The 16790-nt window shown below is 62.1% G+C and carries 20 protein-coding genes; 10 read left to right on the top strand and 10 right to left on the bottom strand.

Annotated elements, in window-relative coordinates:
• Positions 1-86 precede the first annotated feature (86 nt).
• The 6 genes from rluB to J3P77_RS06790 form a co-directional block, all read right to left on the bottom strand.
• Complete coding sequence (gene rluB / locus J3P77_RS06815) at positions 87-1310, bottom strand: 23S rRNA pseudouridine(2605) synthase RluB (protein ID WP_434680577.1); 1224 nt, start codon at positions 1308-1310, stop codon at positions 87-89.
• A 185-nt stretch (positions 1311-1495) separates the two neighbouring features.
• Positions 1496-1687: a DUF1289 domain-containing protein gene (locus tag J3P77_RS06810; RefSeq protein ID WP_434680576.1), complete on the bottom strand. Its 192-nt coding sequence runs from the start codon at positions 1685-1687 to the stop codon at positions 1496-1498.
• A 155-nt stretch (positions 1688-1842) separates the two neighbouring features.
• Positions 1843-2595 carry an SMC-Scp complex subunit ScpB gene (gene scpB / locus J3P77_RS06805; protein ID WP_434680574.1) on the bottom strand — a complete coding sequence of 251 codons (753 nt, stop codon included), beginning with the start codon at positions 2593-2595 and terminating at the stop codon, positions 1843-1845.
• Positions 2596-2610: 15 nt separating this feature from the next.
• Complete coding sequence (locus J3P77_RS06800) at positions 2611-3309, bottom strand: segregation and condensation protein A (protein ID WP_434681914.1); 699 nt, start codon at positions 3307-3309, stop codon at positions 2611-2613.
• A gap of 119 nt (positions 3310-3428) precedes the next feature.
• Entirely contained in the window at positions 3429-4058 is a 630-nt protein-coding gene (locus tag J3P77_RS06795) for an L-threonylcarbamoyladenylate synthase (protein WP_434680572.1), read from the bottom strand.
• A 13-nt stretch (positions 4059-4071) separates the two neighbouring features.
• Positions 4072-4935 carry a PHP domain-containing protein gene (locus tag J3P77_RS06790; protein WP_434680571.1) on the bottom strand — a complete coding sequence of 288 codons (864 nt, stop codon included), beginning with the start codon at positions 4933-4935 and terminating at the stop codon, positions 4072-4074.
• 65 nt (positions 4936-5000) lie between these two features.
• Here J3P77_RS06790 and J3P77_RS06785 point away from each other — a divergent pair, with 65 nt between their 5' ends.
• The 6 genes from J3P77_RS06785 (at position 5001) to J3P77_RS06760 (ending at position 9271) form a co-directional block, all read left to right on the top strand.
• Positions 5001-5600 carry a septation protein A gene (locus tag J3P77_RS06785; protein ID WP_434680570.1) on the top strand — a complete coding sequence of 200 codons (600 nt, stop codon included), beginning with the start codon at positions 5001-5003 and terminating at the stop codon, positions 5598-5600.
• A gap of 1 nt (position 5601) precedes the next feature.
• Positions 5602-5901, top strand: coding sequence for a YciI family protein (locus tag J3P77_RS06780; RefSeq protein WP_434680567.1), 300 nt, complete (start codon positions 5602-5604; stop codon positions 5899-5901).
• Between the two features lie 136 nt (positions 5902-6037).
• Entirely contained in the window at positions 6038-6451 is a 414-nt protein-coding gene (locus tag J3P77_RS06775; RefSeq protein ID WP_434680566.1) for a translation initiation factor 2, read from the top strand.
• Positions 6452-6458: 7 nt separating this feature from the next.
• Positions 6459-7136, top strand: a complete 678-nt coding sequence (locus J3P77_RS06770; protein ID WP_434680565.1) for a response regulator transcription factor — start codon at positions 6459-6461, stop codon at positions 7134-7136.
• 247 nt (positions 7137-7383) lie between these two features.
• A complete protein-coding gene (locus J3P77_RS06765; protein ID WP_434680563.1) occupies positions 7384-7842 on the top strand; it encodes an LTXXQ domain-containing protein in 459 nt (152 codons plus the stop codon).
• 76 nt (positions 7843-7918) lie between these two features.
• Entirely contained in the window at positions 7919-9271 is a 1353-nt protein-coding gene (locus tag J3P77_RS06760; RefSeq protein ID WP_434680562.1) for an ATP-binding protein, read from the top strand.
• On the opposite strand, the gene J3P77_RS06755 is transcribed toward J3P77_RS06760, so the two are convergent.
• The gene (locus tag J3P77_RS06755; RefSeq protein ID WP_434680560.1) at positions 9268-9828 is read right to left on the bottom strand and encodes a nitroreductase family protein; all 561 of its coding nucleotides are present in this window, start codon (positions 9826-9828) and stop codon (positions 9268-9270) included. The genes J3P77_RS06760 and J3P77_RS06755 overlap by 4 nt on opposite strands.
• A 175-nt stretch (positions 9829-10003) precedes the next feature.
• On the opposite strand from J3P77_RS06755, the gene J3P77_RS06750 reads away from it, so the two are divergent.
• On the top strand, positions 10004-11458 hold the full coding sequence (locus J3P77_RS06750) for a TrkH family potassium uptake protein (RefSeq protein WP_434680557.1): 1455 nt from the start codon (positions 10004-10006) through the stop codon (positions 11456-11458).
• A 38-nt stretch (positions 11459-11496) separates the two neighbouring features.
• Complete coding sequence (locus tag J3P77_RS06745) at positions 11497-11808, top strand: Mpo1-like protein (RefSeq protein WP_434680554.1); 312 nt, start codon at positions 11497-11499, stop codon at positions 11806-11808.
• On the opposite strand, the gene J3P77_RS06740 is transcribed toward J3P77_RS06745, so the two are convergent.
• A complete protein-coding gene (locus tag J3P77_RS06740; protein WP_434680552.1) occupies positions 11809-12633 on the bottom strand; it encodes a UDP-2,3-diacylglucosamine diphosphatase in 825 nt (274 codons plus the stop codon).
• Between the two features lie 265 nt (positions 12634-12898).
• A complete protein-coding gene (locus J3P77_RS06735; protein WP_434680550.1) occupies positions 12899-13192 on the bottom strand; it encodes a SelT/SelW/SelH family protein in 294 nt (97 codons plus the stop codon).
• Positions 13193-13315: 123 nt separating this feature from the next.
• Between J3P77_RS06735 and J3P77_RS06730 the strand changes: the two genes are divergently transcribed.
• The gene (locus tag J3P77_RS06730; RefSeq protein WP_434680548.1) at positions 13316-14641 is read left to right on the top strand and encodes an OprD family porin; all 1326 of its coding nucleotides are present in this window, start codon (positions 13316-13318) and stop codon (positions 14639-14641) included.
• Positions 14642-14661: 20 nt separating this feature from the next.
• Here the strand turns inward: J3P77_RS06730 and J3P77_RS06725 are convergent, their stop codons facing one another.
• Positions 14662-15570, bottom strand: coding sequence for a LysR family transcriptional regulator (locus J3P77_RS06725; RefSeq protein WP_434680546.1), 909 nt, complete (start codon positions 15568-15570; stop codon positions 14662-14664).
• Positions 15571-15718: 148 nt separating this feature from the next.
• Here J3P77_RS06725 and J3P77_RS06720 point away from each other — a divergent pair, with 148 nt between their 5' ends.
• Complete coding sequence (locus J3P77_RS06720) at positions 15719-16738, top strand: alpha/beta hydrolase (protein WP_434680543.1); 1020 nt, start codon at positions 15719-15721, stop codon at positions 16736-16738.
• The last annotated feature ends 52 nt before the right edge of the window (positions 16739-16790 follow it).

Below are 16790 nucleotides of genomic sequence, written 5' to 3'. Positions count from 1 at the left end.
CGCCTGAAGTTGTAAGCGAGGCCGACGCGCTTGCGACACAAACGAAAACGCCAGTCTCTCGACTGGCGTTTCGTTCAATCAAGCCATCACTGCGGCTTGCGACGTCCGAAACCCGGACGCTGGCCGGAGCCCGCCGGAGGACCGCGACGCTTGCCCGACGGCGCGTCGTCGTCGACCAGTTTGATGCCGGCGCGCTTGGGCGACGGTTTGGCCGGACGCTTGTTCATCTCGCTCGGACGCTCCGCCACTGGCGTGCCACGGCCGCCTTCGGCAGGACGCGGCGAGCGCGAACCCGGCTTGCCGGAGTCCTTGCGCGGCGAAGGACGCTGGGTCGAGTCGCCGCGCGGACGATCACGATCACTGCCGGTCACCTGTGGCTGGCGCGGCGTGCGACTGGCGGGGGCCGGAGCATCCGCGGCCGGGCGCACGGTACGCACGCGCTCGCCTTTGCCCAGCGGGCGCGAAGACTGACGCTGCAAACGCTCCAGCTTGTCCTTGGTCTTGGCGTTCATCTGTGGCTGGGCCACAGGCGTCAGGCCTACTTCGGCGGACAGGATGTCGACTTCCTGCTGACTCATTTCGCGCCAGCGGCCCATCGGCAGGTCGGAGTTGAGGAACACCGGCCCGTAACGCACGCGCTTCAGACGGCTGACCACCAGCCCCTGGGATTCCCACAGACGGCGTACTTCGCGGTTACGACCTTCCATCACCACGCAGTGATACCAGTGGTTGAAACCTTCGCCGCCCGGTGCCTGCTGAATGTCGGTGAAACGTGCCGGACCGTCTTCGAGGATCACGCCGTTCTTGAGGCGCAGCAGCATGTCGTCATCGACTTCGCCACGTACGCGCACTGCGTATTCGCGGTCCATCTCGAACGACGGGTGCATCAGCCGGTTGGCCAGTTCGCCGTCAGTGGTGAACATCAGCAGACCAGTGGTGTTGATGTCCAGGCGGCCGATGTTGATCCAGCGGCCTTCTTTCGGACGCGGCAGGCGGTCGAACACGGTCGGACGGCCTTCCGGGTCGTCACGGGTGCAGATCTCGCCGTCCGGCTTGTTGTACATGATGACGCGGCGAACCGTTTCGGCCGCCTCTTCGCGCTTGATCACGCGACCATCGACACTGATGGCGTCGTGCATGTCGACGCGTTGCCCGAGGGTCGCGTCCTTGCCATTGACCTTGATGCGGCCCTGGCTGATCCAGGCTTCGACGTCACGGCGCGAGCCGACGCCGATGCGTGCCAGTACCTTCTGCAGCTTTTCGCCTGCAGGTCCGATTTCCTGGCTGTCTTTCGTGTCTTTTTCACTCATCTGGGCACCTCCCGGTGTGTCGAATCAGGGCGGGCCGAGAACCGGCCAGACCTGCTGCCATGCGTCGCGCGTAGCGCCGCAGGGCGAAATACTTGAAAGCCCCGGCGAGGCTGATCGCCGAAGGGTCGCGAATCATACGCTCATGCGGCGTGATGCGCATCCAAGGCTAGCTGAAATTGCCAGGATCACTTCTTCTTTTTGCGACCGGCGGTCTTGAGCTGCTTCAGGCGCAGCGCCGATTCGGCCAGCACCGAGCGCTTGTCATCCTTGTCGAGTTTCTTCCAGGCCTTGATCTCCCGCTTGCTGCGGCCACAGCCAAGACAGATATCGTCATCGAATTTGCACAGGCTGATGCAGGGGTTTTTGGTGGAGCTCATGGGTAGGAGTTCTCTTTGTGGCGCGCAATCATGAGCTTGCGGCGGTTGCGATCACTGTAGGAGCGCGCTTGCCCGCGAGAGGCCGGAGCAGCCGCAACATTCGCATCGGCCGTAACAGCGCCGTCGCGGGCAAGCGCGCTCCTACAACCGCGCGCTCAAACCTCGTCTTCAGCTTCAGGCTCGACCCGCAGCAAATCGTCGAAGTCGGTCTTGAGACCTTGCTCCATCGAATCCAGTTCGACCAGCAGACTGCGGAAACTGGTTTCGTCTTTGGGCGGTTCGGGCTCTTCGTCTTCATCCAGGCTGGCGTCGGCCAGGGCCTGGAGGTGCGCGGGCACCGGTGCGTCTTCGAAATCCAGTTCCGGCTCGGTCTCCATCTCGCGCAGCTCGGCCAGCGGAGGCAGTTCGTCTAGGCTTTTCAGGTTGAAGTGGTCGAGAAAACCCTTGGTGGTGGCGAACATCGCGGGTTTACCGGGCACATCACGGTAGCCGACGACCCGGATCCATTCGCGCTCCAGCAGGGTCTTGACGATGTGGCTGTTGACCGCGACGCCGCGCACATCCTCGATCTCGCCGCGGGTAATCGGCTGGCGGTAGGCGATCAGCGCCAGCGTTTCGAGCATCGCCCGCGAATAACGCTGCGGACGCTCTTCCCACAGACGGCCGACCCACGGCGAATAGCGTTCACGAATCTGCAGCCGGTAGCCAGAGGCGACTTCCTTGAGTTCGAAAGCCCGGCCCTCGCAGGATTTGCGCAGCACTTCCAGCGCTTTCTTGAACACCTGCGGCCCCGGCCGTTCGCCTTCTTCGAACAGCTCGTACAGGCGCTCCAGAGTTTGCGGCTTGCCGGAAGCAAGCAGAAAGGCTTCGAGCAGCGGGGCCAGATCGCGGGGTTCGTTCAGGTTCATGATTCGATGAATGCTCTACTCGGCTCGCGCCCGGACATGAATCGCCGCGAACGGCTCGTTTTGGACCAGCTCGACCAAGGATTCCTTGACCAGTTCCAGGACAGCCATGAAGGTCACCACCACGCCCAAGCGACCTTCATCAGCCGTGAACAGCTCGGCGAACGGCACAAAACCGCCGCCCTTGAGGCGCTCCAGAACATCGCTCATGCGCTCGCGGGTCGATAGCGCTTCGCGACTGACCTGATGGCTTTCGAACATATCGCCGCGACGCAACACCTCGGCCATGGACATCAGCACTTCTTCCAGGCTGACGTCCGGCAACAGCTTGCGCGCCCGTGCTTCCGGCGCATCGAGCCTGGGCACCAGCACGTCACGACCGACCCGCTTGAGACCATCGATGCCTTCTGCCGCAGCCTTGAATCGCTCGTATTCCTGCAAGCGACGGATCAGCTCGGCGCGTGGATCGCCCTCCTCCTCTTCGATTTCCGTCGAACGGGGCAGCAGCATGCGCGATTTGATCTCGGCCAGCATCGCGGCCATCACCAGATATTCGGCGGCCAGCTCAAGGCGCACGGTCTTCATCAGCTCGACGTATCCCATGTACTGGCGAGTGATTTCCGCCACCGGGATGTCGAGGATGTCGATGTTCTGTTTGCGGATCAGGTACAGCAGCAGGTCGAGCGGCCCCTCGAAGGCTTCGAGAAACACCTCCAGCGCGTCCGGCGGAATGTACAGGTCCAGCGGCATCTGCATGACCGCCTGTCCATAGACGACGGCAAACGGCAGCTCTTGCTGAGCGTCGGCCTGAGAGTCCATGGTTTCCACGACTGTCATTACGCTTGTTCACCGAACGGCGTCGGGTCGCCGCAGCCGACACGGATGATCTGCGGCTCGCCTTCGGCCAGGTTGATGACCGTTGAAGCGGAAATGCCGCCCATGCCGGCGTCGATGATCAGGTCGACCTGATGTTCGAGGAGTTCCCGCATCTCGTAGGGGTCGCTCAAGGGCACCTCGTCGCCCGGCATGATCAGACTGACGCTCATCAATGGCTCGCCCAGCTGTTCCAGCAATGCCTGGGCAATGGGATGGCTCGGCACGCGCAGGCCGATGGTCCGGCGCTTGGGATGCAGCACCAGCCGCGGCACTTCGCGAGTGGCGTTGAGGATGAAGGTGTACGGCCCCGGCGTATGCGCTTTGAGCGCGCGGAAAGCGCCGGTGTCGACCTTGGCGAACAGACCGAGCTGAGACAGATCGCAGCACATCAGGGTGAAATTGTGTTTGTCGTCCAGCTGACGCAGGCGGCGGATGCGCTCGATGGCGCTCTTGTCGCCGATCTGGCAGCCCAGTGCGTAGGACGAATCAGTGGGATAGACCACCAGCCCGCCGGCCTTGATGATTTCCGCCGCTTGTTTAATCAGACGCGGCTGCGGGTTCTCCGGGTGGACCTGGAAAAATTGACTCACGGTACGTTCCTGTTCAGACGTCGGCAGTAGGCTGTTCATGTTTGAATCTGCACCACAGAGGCGGCAAATCGTCAGGCACGGGGCGGTATATACCGATTTCCGACCAGTTGCCAGGGCCATGGAAGTCGCTGCCGGCTGTAACCAGCAGGCCGAACTCGCGCGCCAGGATAGACAAGGTACCCACCTGATCGGCTGGCTGCATGCCGTTCACCACTTCGATGGCATGGCCACCGGCCTGGAGAAAGTCGGCGACCAGTTTACGCCGTTTGCTGCGCGTGAAGTCATAGTGTGACGGATGCGCCAGGCTCACCCATGCCCCTGATGCACGCAATGTGGCAACCGTGGCTTCAAGCGTCGGCCAGTGCTGCTTGACGTCGCCGAGCTTGCCGGCGCCCAGCCATTTGCGAAACGCTTCGGCGCGGTCCTTGACGAAACCGGAGCGCACCAGAAAGTCCGCAAAATGCGGTCGGGCCGGCGCGTTGCCGCTGTCGCCCAGTTCCTGCTGGATGGCGCGGGCACCTTCGAGCGCGCCCGGCATACCTTTGGTCGCCAATTTGCGACTGATCTCTTCGGCGCGCAGCCAGCGTCCTTCATGCAAACGGGCGATCGCTTCGGTCAGCGCAGGGGCCTGGGTGTCGAACGCGTAACCCAGAATATGGATGGTCGCCCCGCCCCAGGTGCAGGACAACTCGACCCCGTTGACCAGCTGCATACCCAGCGCATGCGCTGCGGTACGGGCCTCGTCAAGGCCTTCGAGGGTGTCGTGATCGGTCAGGGAAAGTACGCGCACGCCGTTTTCATAAGCACGGGCGACCAGCGCGGCGGGCGCGAGCGCGCCATCGGAAGCGGTGCTGTGGCAATGCAGGTCAACATTCATAGTGGTGCTTTCGCGGTCATTGATGTTTGTTATTATGCCGCCACATCCTGCTTCTGGCTGCCATTGTGAAACAATTCATCGACTTCATCCCGCTGCTCCTGTTTTTCATTGTCTATAAAACCGAACCTCGCGCCGTCGATATCCTCGGCAACACCTATATGCTGGGCGGCATCTTCAGCGCGACGGCAATGCTTATCATCAGCTCGGTGGTCGTCTACGGCATTCTGTATGTCAAACAGCGCAAGCTGGAGAAAAGCCAGTGGCTGACCCTCGTCGCCTGCCTAGTATTCGGCAGCCTGACCCTGGCGTTTCACAGCGAGACGTTTCTCAAGTGGAAAGCTCCGGTGGTCAACTGGCTATTCGCGCTGGCCTTCGCCGGCAGCCATTTCATCGGCGACCGCCCGCTGATCCAGCGCGTCATGGGCCATGCTCTGACACTGCCTCCGGCGATCTGGGTCCGTCTTAATATCGCCTGGATCCTGTTTTTCCTGTTCTGCGGCGCGGCCAACCTGTACGTGGCCTTTACCTATCAGGACTTCTGGGTCGACTTCAAGGTATTCGGCAGCCTGGGCATGACCCTGGTGTTTCTGGTCGGCCAGGGCATCTACCTGACCCGACATATGCATGACCCCGCACCCTCTTCCACGACAAAAACCGAGGACTGACATGCTCTACGCCATCGTTGCCACCGACGTCGAAAATTCTCTGGAAAAACGCCTGAGCGTTCGTCCCGCCCATCTGGAGCGCCTCAACGCTCTGAAGGATGCCGGTCGCCTGGTGCTGGCTGGCCCGAATCCAGCCGTGGACAGCAACGACCCGGGCCCCGCGGGTTTCACTGGCAGCCTGATCGTTGCCGAGTTCGAATCGCTGAGCGCGGCTAAAAGCTGGGCCGAGGCCGATCCCTTCGTCGCGGCCGGCGTCTACGCCAATGTCGTGGTCAAGCCGTTCAAGCACGTCCTGCCTTAACCCTCCTTGTCTCGTAGCCCTGCACCTATGGCGCAGGGTCATGCCCCGCCACTGTCCTTCCGCTAATCATTCTCAACAGCCTGCCGACAACCTGCTCACTATTTGAATAATCGCTAATCTGTACAAGGGAATTCAGATGCGTTCAGGCTCGTCATGTCTGTTGATAGTGGTGCTGGCATTGGGCGGTACGGTCCATGCCGAAGAAACGAATGGTTCAGGCGGCGTGCAGCCGCTGCATCTGCCCAGCCCGGCCAGCCAGATCGCCGACCTCCAGCAGCGGCTGAAAGAGAGTGAGCGCCAGCGCGAAGAATTGCTGCGCCAGGCGCAAAGTGCCGATACGGAACGGGAAAGCGCTCAACTCGCCCGTTTGCGCCAGGACAACCAGCGTCTCAAGCTGCAGCTCAAGGAAGCGCAGGCCGCTGCGCCACAACGCGTGCTCACGGAACAGCAACAATGGTTCGTCGCCGGTGGCGGCGTTGCGATGATCGCCCTGTTGTGCGGTATATTTGCCAGCGGTTGGCGTAGGCAACGTCGGCAATGGCTAAATTGAGTGAGTCATGAGCGAGCTGTTATTAATTGATGACGACCAGGAGCTGTGCGAGCTGCTGGTCAGTTGGCTGAGCCAGGAAGGGTTTCAGGTACGGGCCTGCCATGATGGCAACAGCGCCCGCAGCGCCCTGGCGCAAATGGCACCCGCGGCCGTGGTTCTGGATGTGATGCTGCCCGATGGCAGCGGTCTTGAATTGCTCAAGCAGCTGCGTAGCGAACATCCTGATCTGCCGGTGGTGATGCTGTCGGCACGTGGCGAACCGCTGGACCGCATTCTGGGTCTGGAACTGGGCGCCGATGATTATCTGGCCAAACCCTGCGACCCCCGCGAACTGACCGCGCGGTTGCGCGCCGTTCTGCGCCGCAGCCACCCCGTGGCGTCTGCGACTCAACTGGAACTGGGCGACCTGGCCTTCAGCCCGATGCGCGGCGTGGTGAGTATCGATGAAAAGGAGCTGACGCTGACAGTCTCCGAAAGCCGTCTGCTCGAAGCCCTGCTGCGCCAGCCCGGCGAGCCGCTGGACAAACAGGAACTGGCGCAACTGGCGCTGGGCCGCAAGCTGACGCTGTACGACCGCAGCCTGGACATGCACGTCAGCAACCTGCGCAGAAAGATCGGCCCTCACCCGGACGGCCGGCCACGCATCGTCGCGCTGCGCAGCCGTGGGTATTTCTACAGCCTCTGAAGCAAAGCCTGCCCATGGCGCTGTTGTGGGAGGCAGCTTGCTGGCGACAGCAATGGTTCAGTCGCTTCGACAGTGCCCGGTCTGGCGCAGTCGCGAGCAAGCTCCCTCCCACAGGGGTTCGCGACGTAACCCAAATCCCTGTCTGTATTTACAAAGCCTTTACCCTCCCCTGACCGCGCTTGACCTTGATCTCCCTAAACTGGGCTCCAACGGCAAACGAGCCGGACTAGAGACAAGGAGATTCACCATGCGCAAGACCCTGATCGCTTTGATGTTCGCAGCCGCCCTGCCTACCGTCGCCATGGCCGCACCTGCCGGCGGCGCGGGCCCGGACTTCGACGCACCCGGCATGCATATGGATCGCGATCATCGTGGCCCGGGCATGCACCGCGGCCAAGGTCCGCTGGAAAAACTGGACCTGACCCGTGAACAGCGCCAGCAGATCGGCAAGCTGATGGGCGAACAGATGCACGAACGCCGCGACATCACTCAGCGCTACCTGGCCAAGCTGTCGGCGGCGGATCAGAAAGCCATGAAAGACGAAATCGCTGCCAAAAAGGCCAAGACCGACAGCGAAATCCGCGGCCTGCTCAAGCCTGAACAGCAGAAGCAGTTCGACGACATGAAGAAAAAGCAGGAAGAACGTCGCGCCGAATGGGCCGAGTTCAAGGTCTGGAAAGCGGAGAAGGACAAAAAGGCGCAATAATCACCGCCCGGTCGTTCGATCCATCACCCGAACCCGGCATGCCCAGCATGTCGGGTTTCTCCATTGAGGAACGCGTGTGCGCTCACTGTTCTGGCGAATTCTGGCAAGTTTCTGGCTCGCGATAGCCCTGGTCGCGGGTCTGTCGATCCTGCTTGGTCACATGCTCAACCAGGACACCTGGATCCTCAGCCGGCATCCGGTGCTCAAGGAGCTGCCGCAGGAGTGGTCCAGACTCTACGAAGAACAGGGTGAGGAACGTGCCCAAGACTTTCTGCAGGACGTGAAGCGCCACCACCGCATCGACGTTCAGGTGCTCAACGACAACGGCGAGCCGGTGGTGCGCGGCACCTTTCCGCCGCGTGCCGCCGCATTCGAAGCACGCCAACGGGACGGCGATCCCAGGCAGCTGCCATGGCGTCGTCTGACCACCGAATACACCAGCGAACACAGCGGCAACACCTACCTGCTGATTTTCCGCATCCCGCACCCGGAACTGGACGACTGGCATCGCGAAAGCCTGTTGTGGCCGTTGAGCGCACTGGGTATCGCGCTGGTGGTGCTGACATTATTCAGCCTGCTGGTGACGCTCTCGATCACCCGTCCGCTCAGTCGCTTGCGTGGTGCCGTGCATGATCTGGGGCAAACCAGTTATCAACAGCACAGCCTGGCGCAGTTGGCCAACCGGCGTGACGAGTTCGGCGTGCTGGCCACCGACTTCAACCGCATGGGGTCGCGCCTGCAAAGCCTGATCGGCAGCCAGCGTCAGCTGCTGCGCGACGTTTCCCACGAACTGCGCTCGCCTCTCGCCCGGCTGCGCATCGCGCTGGCCCTGGCCGAGCGCGCAGAGCCTCCGGAGCGGGAAAAACTCTGGCCGCGCCTGAGCCGCGAATGTGACCGTCTCGAAGCATTGATCAGTGAGATTCTGGCGCTGGCGCGGCTGGACGCGGACTTCGGCAGCCCTGAGCCTGTGCAACTCACAGAGCTGTTGTACCGCCTGAAGAACGACACCCAGCTCGACGAATCCCGCCAGACGATTCACGTCAGCGTCGAGGACGACCTGCAGATGAATGGCTGGCCTGACATGATCGAGCGGGCTGTGGATAACCTGCTGCGCAACGCGCTGCGCTTCAATCCCGAGGGCCAGACCATCGATGTGCAGGCGCAGCGGGTAAATGACCATGTGCAATTGAGCGTCCGGGACCACGGCCCCGGTGTCGCGCCGGAACACCTGGCGCAGCTTGGCGAACCTTTTTACCGCGCGCCCGGCCAGACCGCTCCGGGACACGGCCTGGGGCTGGCGATTGCCAGGCGCGCCGCCGAACGTCACGGCGGCAGCCTGAGCCTGGGCAATCATCCGGACGGAGGGTTTCTCGCGGTGCTGGACCTGCCGCTGGAACCGGTAGTCCCGACAGCGGCCCCGTTACACTAGCCCTGCCACGCCTGAACCCACTCGCCGGCGTTGACTTTCGGCGCTTCGCGAGGCGGGTTTTGCGGGGTGCCCAGGTAAAGAAACCCGATGACTTCTTCGTTCGCCGCCAGCCCGAAGCCTTCGGCCACGACCGGCGAATAGCACAGTTCACCGGTGCGCCAGACGGCGCCGACACCCAGCGCATAAGCCGCCAGCAATATGCCGTGCGCCGCGCAGCCAGCGGTGATCAGTTGTTCCTTGCGCGGCACTTTGAAATGGTCCTGCAATCTGGCGACCACCACCACGACCAGCGGAGCGCGCAGCGGACCCAGACGAGCCTTGTCCAGAGCCTGGGGCGTCACTTGGGCACCGTCCTGCTCCAGCGCCTTGACCAGCAATTGCCCCATCCGCTCGCGGGCCGTGCCTTCGACGGTCAGAAACCGATAAGGCCGCAACTGGCCGTGATCCGGTGAGCGCAGGGCTGCGCCGAAGAGGATTTCACGTTGCGCGGCATCCGGTGCCGGGTCGACCAATCGTGGTACCGATACCCGATTGAGCAATACGTCGAGCGCCTCCATGGGCCACCTCCTTGAAAAAATGTTGGGGCATTCTAGAGCCTGTCGCTACCCAATAACGAGCAGGCCGGGCATTTACTTACTCTTGCTGTCGGCAACACTGGCCGCGCTTGGCGGTTTACTTGCCGGGGGCCACGCGTAAAATGGCGCACTTTCCTTCCTAAAGTCAGAGCATTTCATGGCGTTGCCGACCCTGCGCATCATCGGTTTCATTATCGGCATCTTCCTGATCACTCTGGCAGTCGCCATGATCGTGCCCATGGTCACGCTGGTGATCTACGACCGCTTCGAAGACCTGCGCTCGTTCCTCTGGGCCAGCGCGATCACGTTCATCGCCGGTCTGGCACTGCTGGCGCCGGGTCGGCCGGCCCAGGTTCACCTGCGGCCGCGCGACATGTACATGCTGACGGTGTCCAGCTGGATCGTGGTGTGTATTTTCGCCGCCCTGCCGTTCCTGTTGACCCAGCACATCAGCTACACCGACTCGTTTTTCGAGAGTATGTCGGGCATCACCGCTACCGGCTCGACGGTATTGAGCAATCTGGACAGCATGTCGCCGGGCATCCTGATCTGGCGATCGATGCTGCACTGGCTGGGCGGCATCGGTTTCATCGGCATGGCGGTCGCGATTCTGCCGCTGCTGCGCATCGGTGGCATGCGGCTGTTCCAGACCGAATCCTCGGACCGCTCGGAAAAGGTGATGCCCCGCTCGCACATGGTGGCAAAGTTCATCGTGCTCGCGTACGTCGGCTTTACCGCGCTGGGCAGCCTGGCGTTCTGGCTGGCGGGCATGAGCCTGTTCGATGCGATCAACCATGCAATGTCGGCGATCTCCACTGGCGGTTTTTCCACCTCCGACCTGTCGCTGGCCAAGTGGAAACAGCCGGCCGTGCACTGGGTGGCGATCGTGGTCATGATCCTGGGCAGCCTGCCGTTCACCCTTTACGTAGCGACCATGCGTGGACACCGTATGGCGCTGCTCAAGGACGAACAGGTTCAGGGCCTGATCGGCCTGCTGCTTGTGACCTGGCTCGTGATGACCATCTGGTACGCCAACACCACCGACCTGCCCTGGAGCGAGGCGCTGCTGCATGTGGCGCTGAACGTCACTTCGGTGGTCACCACTACAGGTTTTGCCCTCGGCGACTACAGCCTCTGGGGCAATTTCTCGCTGATGCTGTTCTTCTATCTGGGCTTCATCGGCGGCTGTTCCGGCTCCACGGCCGGTGGGGTGAAGATCTTCCGTTTTCAGGTCGCCTACATCCTGCTCAAGGCCAACCTCAATCAGCTGATTCATCCGCGCGCAGTGATCAAGCAGCGCTACAACGGCCATCGCCTGGACGATGAAATCGTGCGCTCGATCCTGACCTTCTCGTTCTTCTTCACCATCACCATCTGCATCATCGCGCTGATGCTGTCGCTGCTGGGCCTGGACTGGATGACCGCGCTGACCGGTGCCGCCAGTACGGTTTCAGGGGTCGGACCGGGTCTGGGCGAGGTCATCGGGCCTGCCGGCAATTTCTCGACCCTGCCTGACGCGGCCAAGTGGATTCTGTCCGGCGGCATGTTGCTGGGGCGGCTGGAGATCATCACCATTCTGGTGCTGTGCATGCCGGCGTTCTGGCGGCATTGATTGGCTAGACTGGAAAAGGTCTACGCGAGGATCCCGTCATGGAACAGGTCAAACGCTTCACCCGCTTTGCCGAGTTCTACCCGTTTTACCTGAACGAACACCGCAGCAGCACCAGCCGACGCCTGCATTTTGTGGGCACCAGTCTGGTGATTTTCCTGCTGGCGTTCGCCCTGGGCAGCGGTCGCTGGGGGTTGTTGTGGCTGGTGCCGCTGGCCGGCTACGGCTTTGCCTGGGTCGGGCATTTCTTTTTTGAAAAGAATCGCCCGGCGACCTTCAAGCATCCGCTTTACAGCCTGCTGGGCGACTTCGTGATGTACCGCGACATGCTGTTGGGCCGGATACCGTTCTGATCAGACAACCGGTTCGCTGACCGGCGCGGGCTCGGTCGCAGCCGGAACTGTCTTGAGATGGGCATCGGCCAGACGGTACAGCTCAATAGTGCCGTCCAGATGCTCGATCAATGCGGTACAGGATTCGACCCAGTCGCCGCAGTTGAGGTATTGGACGCCGCCTACCTCGCGGATCTCGGCGTGATGAATGTGCCCGCAGACTACGCCGTCCAGCCCGCGATTGACGCACTCGTGGGCGATGGCCTGCTCGAAGTCGCTGATGAAGCTCACCGCAGTCTTGACCTTGTGCTTGAGGTACGCCGACAGCGACCAGTAGCCCAGGTCGTACTTGGCGCGCCAGTGGTTGAGCCAGCGGTTGAGGGTCAGAGTGAATTCGTAGGCCGAGTCCCCCAGAAACGCGAGCCAGCGATGGTAGCGGGTAATGACGTCGAACTGGTCGCCATGGATCACCAGCAGGCGACGGCCATCGACCGTCAGGTGCACGGCTTCGTCCACCAACTGGATATTGCCCAGAATCAGCTTCGAGTAACGCCGCAGAAATTCGTCATGGTTGCCGGTGATGTAGGTCACCTCGGTGCCGCGCTTGCTCATGGTCAGCAGACGACGGATCACATTGGTGTGCGCCTGCGGCCAGTAAGCGCCGCTGCGCATCTTCCAGCCATCAATGATGTCGCCCACCAGATAAACCTTGTCCGCCTGATAGCCTTTCAGAAAGGCCGACAAGTGCTCGGCCTGACAATCCCGGGTGCCCAGATGCACATCAGAGATCCACAAAGTCCGCACACGTTGCTTACGGCTGGGTTTGGCATGCTGAGCGCTGGTCATGGCACAACCTCCGGCAGGGTTTTGAAGAGAATGCGATACGCCGGTTAATTCAATGTGACACGTTGATGGCGCGGTGATGACATCGTCCGCCCCGGTCTGCTCCAACTGGAAGCAAAGTGCTTCCGGCAGGAGCGGACTTGTCCGCGAAGGGCCAGTGCAGGCGCAGCAGATGTATCGCTTGTGAGTACGTCTTCGCGGACAAGTCCGCTCCCACGAAAAACATGCGGCTCTGTGGGAGCGGAGCGGGCGGCGCAGCAGATGCCGGTCAGTGAGTCGAGGGTTTGTCATTGTGGCCCAGATCACGCAGGGGGTCGATGCGGTCGCGGACGCGCTGTTTGAGGACCTTGGCTTCCGGGAAGCCACCGTCGGCCTTGCGCTCCCAGATCTGCGTGCCGTCGCAGGTGATCCGGAACACGCCGCCGGTGCCAGGCTCCAGCGAAACTTTGCCCAGATCATCGCCGAAGGTGTTCAGCAGTTCCTGAGCCAGCCAGGCGGCGCGCAGCAGCCACTGACATTGGGTGCAATAAGTAATGATGACTTCGGCTTTGGCGGCGGACATGAACCCCATCCTCTGAAGGGAAAAGTGCTCATCATACGCGCGTCGAAATTCGTCACAGCACAATCCTACAAGCCACGCAGGCCCGGCAGTCCCATAGTCAGGGTTTAGCTTGCGGTCCGATTCATGCGCCTTTTTCCGTGGTTGCCCTTGATTCCGTTTTCACTGTTGTCTGTCGTGGCCCCGGTCGCCCGCGCCGATGAATCGCTGTGGCGCGACTCGACCGCCGACGTTCTGTCGCGCAATTACTTTCTGCACAACGATTACCGGCACGACGACGTGCGCGACAAGAACTACCAGCAGGAATGGGCCCAGGGCTTTATCGGGCACTTCAGTTCCGGTTTTACCCCCGGCACGCTTGGCGTGGGGGTGGATGCTCACGGCTTCCTTGGCATTCGTCTGGACAGCGGCCGCGGCACGTCCGGCACCGGCCTGTTGCCGCTGGACAGCAACGGGCGGACTGAGCCTGAATATTCCAGCGCGGGCGCGGCGCTCAAAGTGCGGGCCGCCGACAGCGTGCTGAAGGTCGGTGAGATGGAGGTCGAGACGCCAGTCTTCGATACCGCCGACAAACGCCTGCAACCTGAGTACGCCACCGGCCTGCTGCTGGAAAGCCAGGCCATGCCGGGCGTCAAATGGATGGCCGGGCATTTCACGGCGTTCAAAAACCAGGACCACAGCTCCGCCCATGACGATTTCGAAGGCTACGGCGCGACCACCGAGGGTCGCAGCATCAGCCTGGCGGGCGTAGAGACCCCCGGCAACGGGCCGGTCGGCGGCGCGTTGTATACCTCGCAGCTGAGCGATACCTGGCGCCAGTACTACGGCAACCTGAACCTGCGCCAGGATCTGGCTGCGGACACGAACCTGTTCTGGGACGCCAACCTGTACCGTACGCTGGATACCGGCAGCGCGCAGGCCGGTGCAATCGCCACCACTGCATCGAGCCTGATGAGCCGCCTGAAGACTGGCCCTCAGACGTTCAGCCTGGGCTATCAGAAGATTCATGGCGATACGCCGTTCGATTTCGTCGGCGGCGATTCGATCTATCTGGCCAATTCGATCAAATACAGCGACTTCAACGGGGCCAACGAACAATCCTGGCAGCTGCGCTACGACCTGGACCTGACGCAGGTGCTGCCCGGCTTCACCTTCATGACCCGCTACGTGCGCGGCAGCGGCATCGATGGCAGCCGCGCGCCGGCGGGCGGCGGGTACGACCCTTTCGATGAATCGCTGCAGCGCTACGTCCCCAGTCAGGACAAAGGCGGCCGGCACTGGGAACGTGACGTCACCCTGGCCTACACCGTGCCCTCCGGCCCGGCCAAAGACCTGAGCCTGAACCTTTCCCACGTAAGCCATCGCGGCAATGCGGCCCAGGGCAACAACGACATCGACCGGTTGTACATCGTGGTCGAATACCCGTTCGACATCATGCGCGCCGGTCGATGAGCCAGCCGCGCATGTACCGGTCAGCCTTGGCGGTCGTCCAGATCGACGTCCGGGCTCAGCCGTTCGCGCAAGAACTCGATGAACGCCTGCACCGGCCGCGAGCCCTGGCGATGCTGGGGATAGACCGCCGACAAGGTCAATGGCTCGGGGCGCAGGTCGTCCAATACCCTCACCAGCCGGCCGTCTCGCAGCGCGCCGCCGACGATGAATGTCGGCAAGTAGGTGATGCCGAGCCCGGCCACGGCGGCGTCGCGCAGCAATTCACCGTTGTTGACCCGCATGCGCCCGCTGACGCTGAGGCTGACTGGCTTGCCGCTGCCCTGAAAGCGCCACTGCACCTGGCGACCGTGGCCATACGGCAGGCAGTCGTGGCTGTGCAGATCTTCCGGCTTGCCCGGCGTGCCGCGCTCGGCGAGGTAGCCAGGGCTGGCGCAGTACACTCGGTCGATGGTTGCGATGCGTCGTGCGATCAGGCTGGAATCTTCCAGCACGCCGATGCGCAGTACCAGATCGTAACCCTCGCTGAGCAAGTCCACCGGCCGGTCGCTCAGGTCGACTTCCACCGTCACGTCCTGATACCGCTGCAGGAACAGCGGCAGCAGACACCCCAGATGCGCCACCGCGAACGACAGCGGCGCGCTGAGGCGAATCGTTCCGCGCGGCTCGCTGTTCTGGCCGGTGATGCCCTGTTCAACCTGTTCGACTTCGTTCAGCAAGCGCAGCGCCGACTCGTAATAGCTCTGGCCCAGCGGGGTCACATCCAGGCGCCGGGTCGAGCGGTTAAGCAAGCGCACGCCCAGACGCTCTTCGAGCTGCATCAGGCGTCGGCTGACGAACTGTTTGGACAAGCCCAGCTTGTCCGAGGCCGCCGTGAAACTGCCCGATTCCATGACCTGGCAAAAAATGCGCATATCTTCAAAAGGGTTCATTGTCGCAACCTGGTTGACAGTTAAACGCTTTATACCTGCTTTTTCGCTTTCCAACACCCTATTAATCTGTGTCCACGGTGCAGCTGAGGCCTGAAGCCCGGAATGCACACCACCCCTGACGCTGTACTCATCAAAAAGGATTTATCGCATGAACACTTTTCAGAAAGCCCTGACCGCCAGCCTGCTCGCCCTCTCCGTCAACAGCGCTTTCGCGGCTGGCAGCCCTGGCGTCGAGCACAACACCCAGGCATTCCTCGAAGCCCTGGCCGCCGGTGGTGGCAAGCCGCTTGAGCAGCTGAGCCCCAAGGATGCGCGTGCCGTGCTGACCGGCGCACAGGCTTCGGTCAAGGTTGATCTGTCCGGTGTTGAAATCAGCGAGCGCTCGATTGATGTCGGTGGCCAGAAGGTAGCCCTGAAAATCGTGCGTCCGGCCAAGGTCAAGGGTGATCTGCCTGTGTTCATGTTCTTCCACGGTGGCGGCTGGGTACTGGGCGACTTCCCGACTCACCAGCGTCTGATTCGCGACCTGGTGGTCGGCTCCGGCGCGGTTGCGGTATATGTCGATTACACGCCGTCGCCGGAAGCCCAATACCCGACCGCCATCAACCAGGCTTACGCGGCAACCCGCTGGGTCGCGGAGAACGGCAAGCAGATCGGTGTCGACGGCAGTCGCTTGGCGGTAGCGGGCAACAGCGTAGGTGGCAACATGGCGGCAGTGGTCGCGCTGATGGCCAAGGAGCAGAAAGCCCCGGCGCTGCGCTTCCAGTTGCTGCTGTGGCCGGTGACCGACGCAAGCTTCGACGATGGTTCCTATCAGCAATTCGCCGAGGGCCACTTCCTGACCCGCAACATGATGAAGTGGTTCTGGGACAACTACACCACCGACGCCGGACAGCGGGCGCAGATTCACGCATCGCCACTGCGCGCCACGACCGAGCAGTTGCGCGGCTTGCCTGCGGCGCTGGTGCAGACCGCCGAGTTCGACGTGCTGCGCGACGAAGGCGAGGCGTATGCCCGCAAGCTGGATGCCGCCGGCGTGCCAGTGACTGCGGTGCGCTACAACGGGATGATCCATGATTATGGTCTGCTCAACCCGCTGAACCAGGTTCCTGAGGTCCGCGCCGCAATGCGTCAGGCCGCCGGCGAACTCAAGGCTCACCTCAACTAAGGTCAACCCAACCCCAAGAACCTGCTCCGGCAGGTTCTTGCATTTTCGGATC

Origin of the sequence: Pseudomonas sp. R1-18 (assembly GCF_051132095.1) — a bacterium.
Lineage (GTDB): Bacteria > Pseudomonadota > Gammaproteobacteria > Pseudomonadales > Pseudomonadaceae > Aquipseudomonas.
This window is presented reverse-complemented; position numbering and strand designations above follow the sequence as displayed.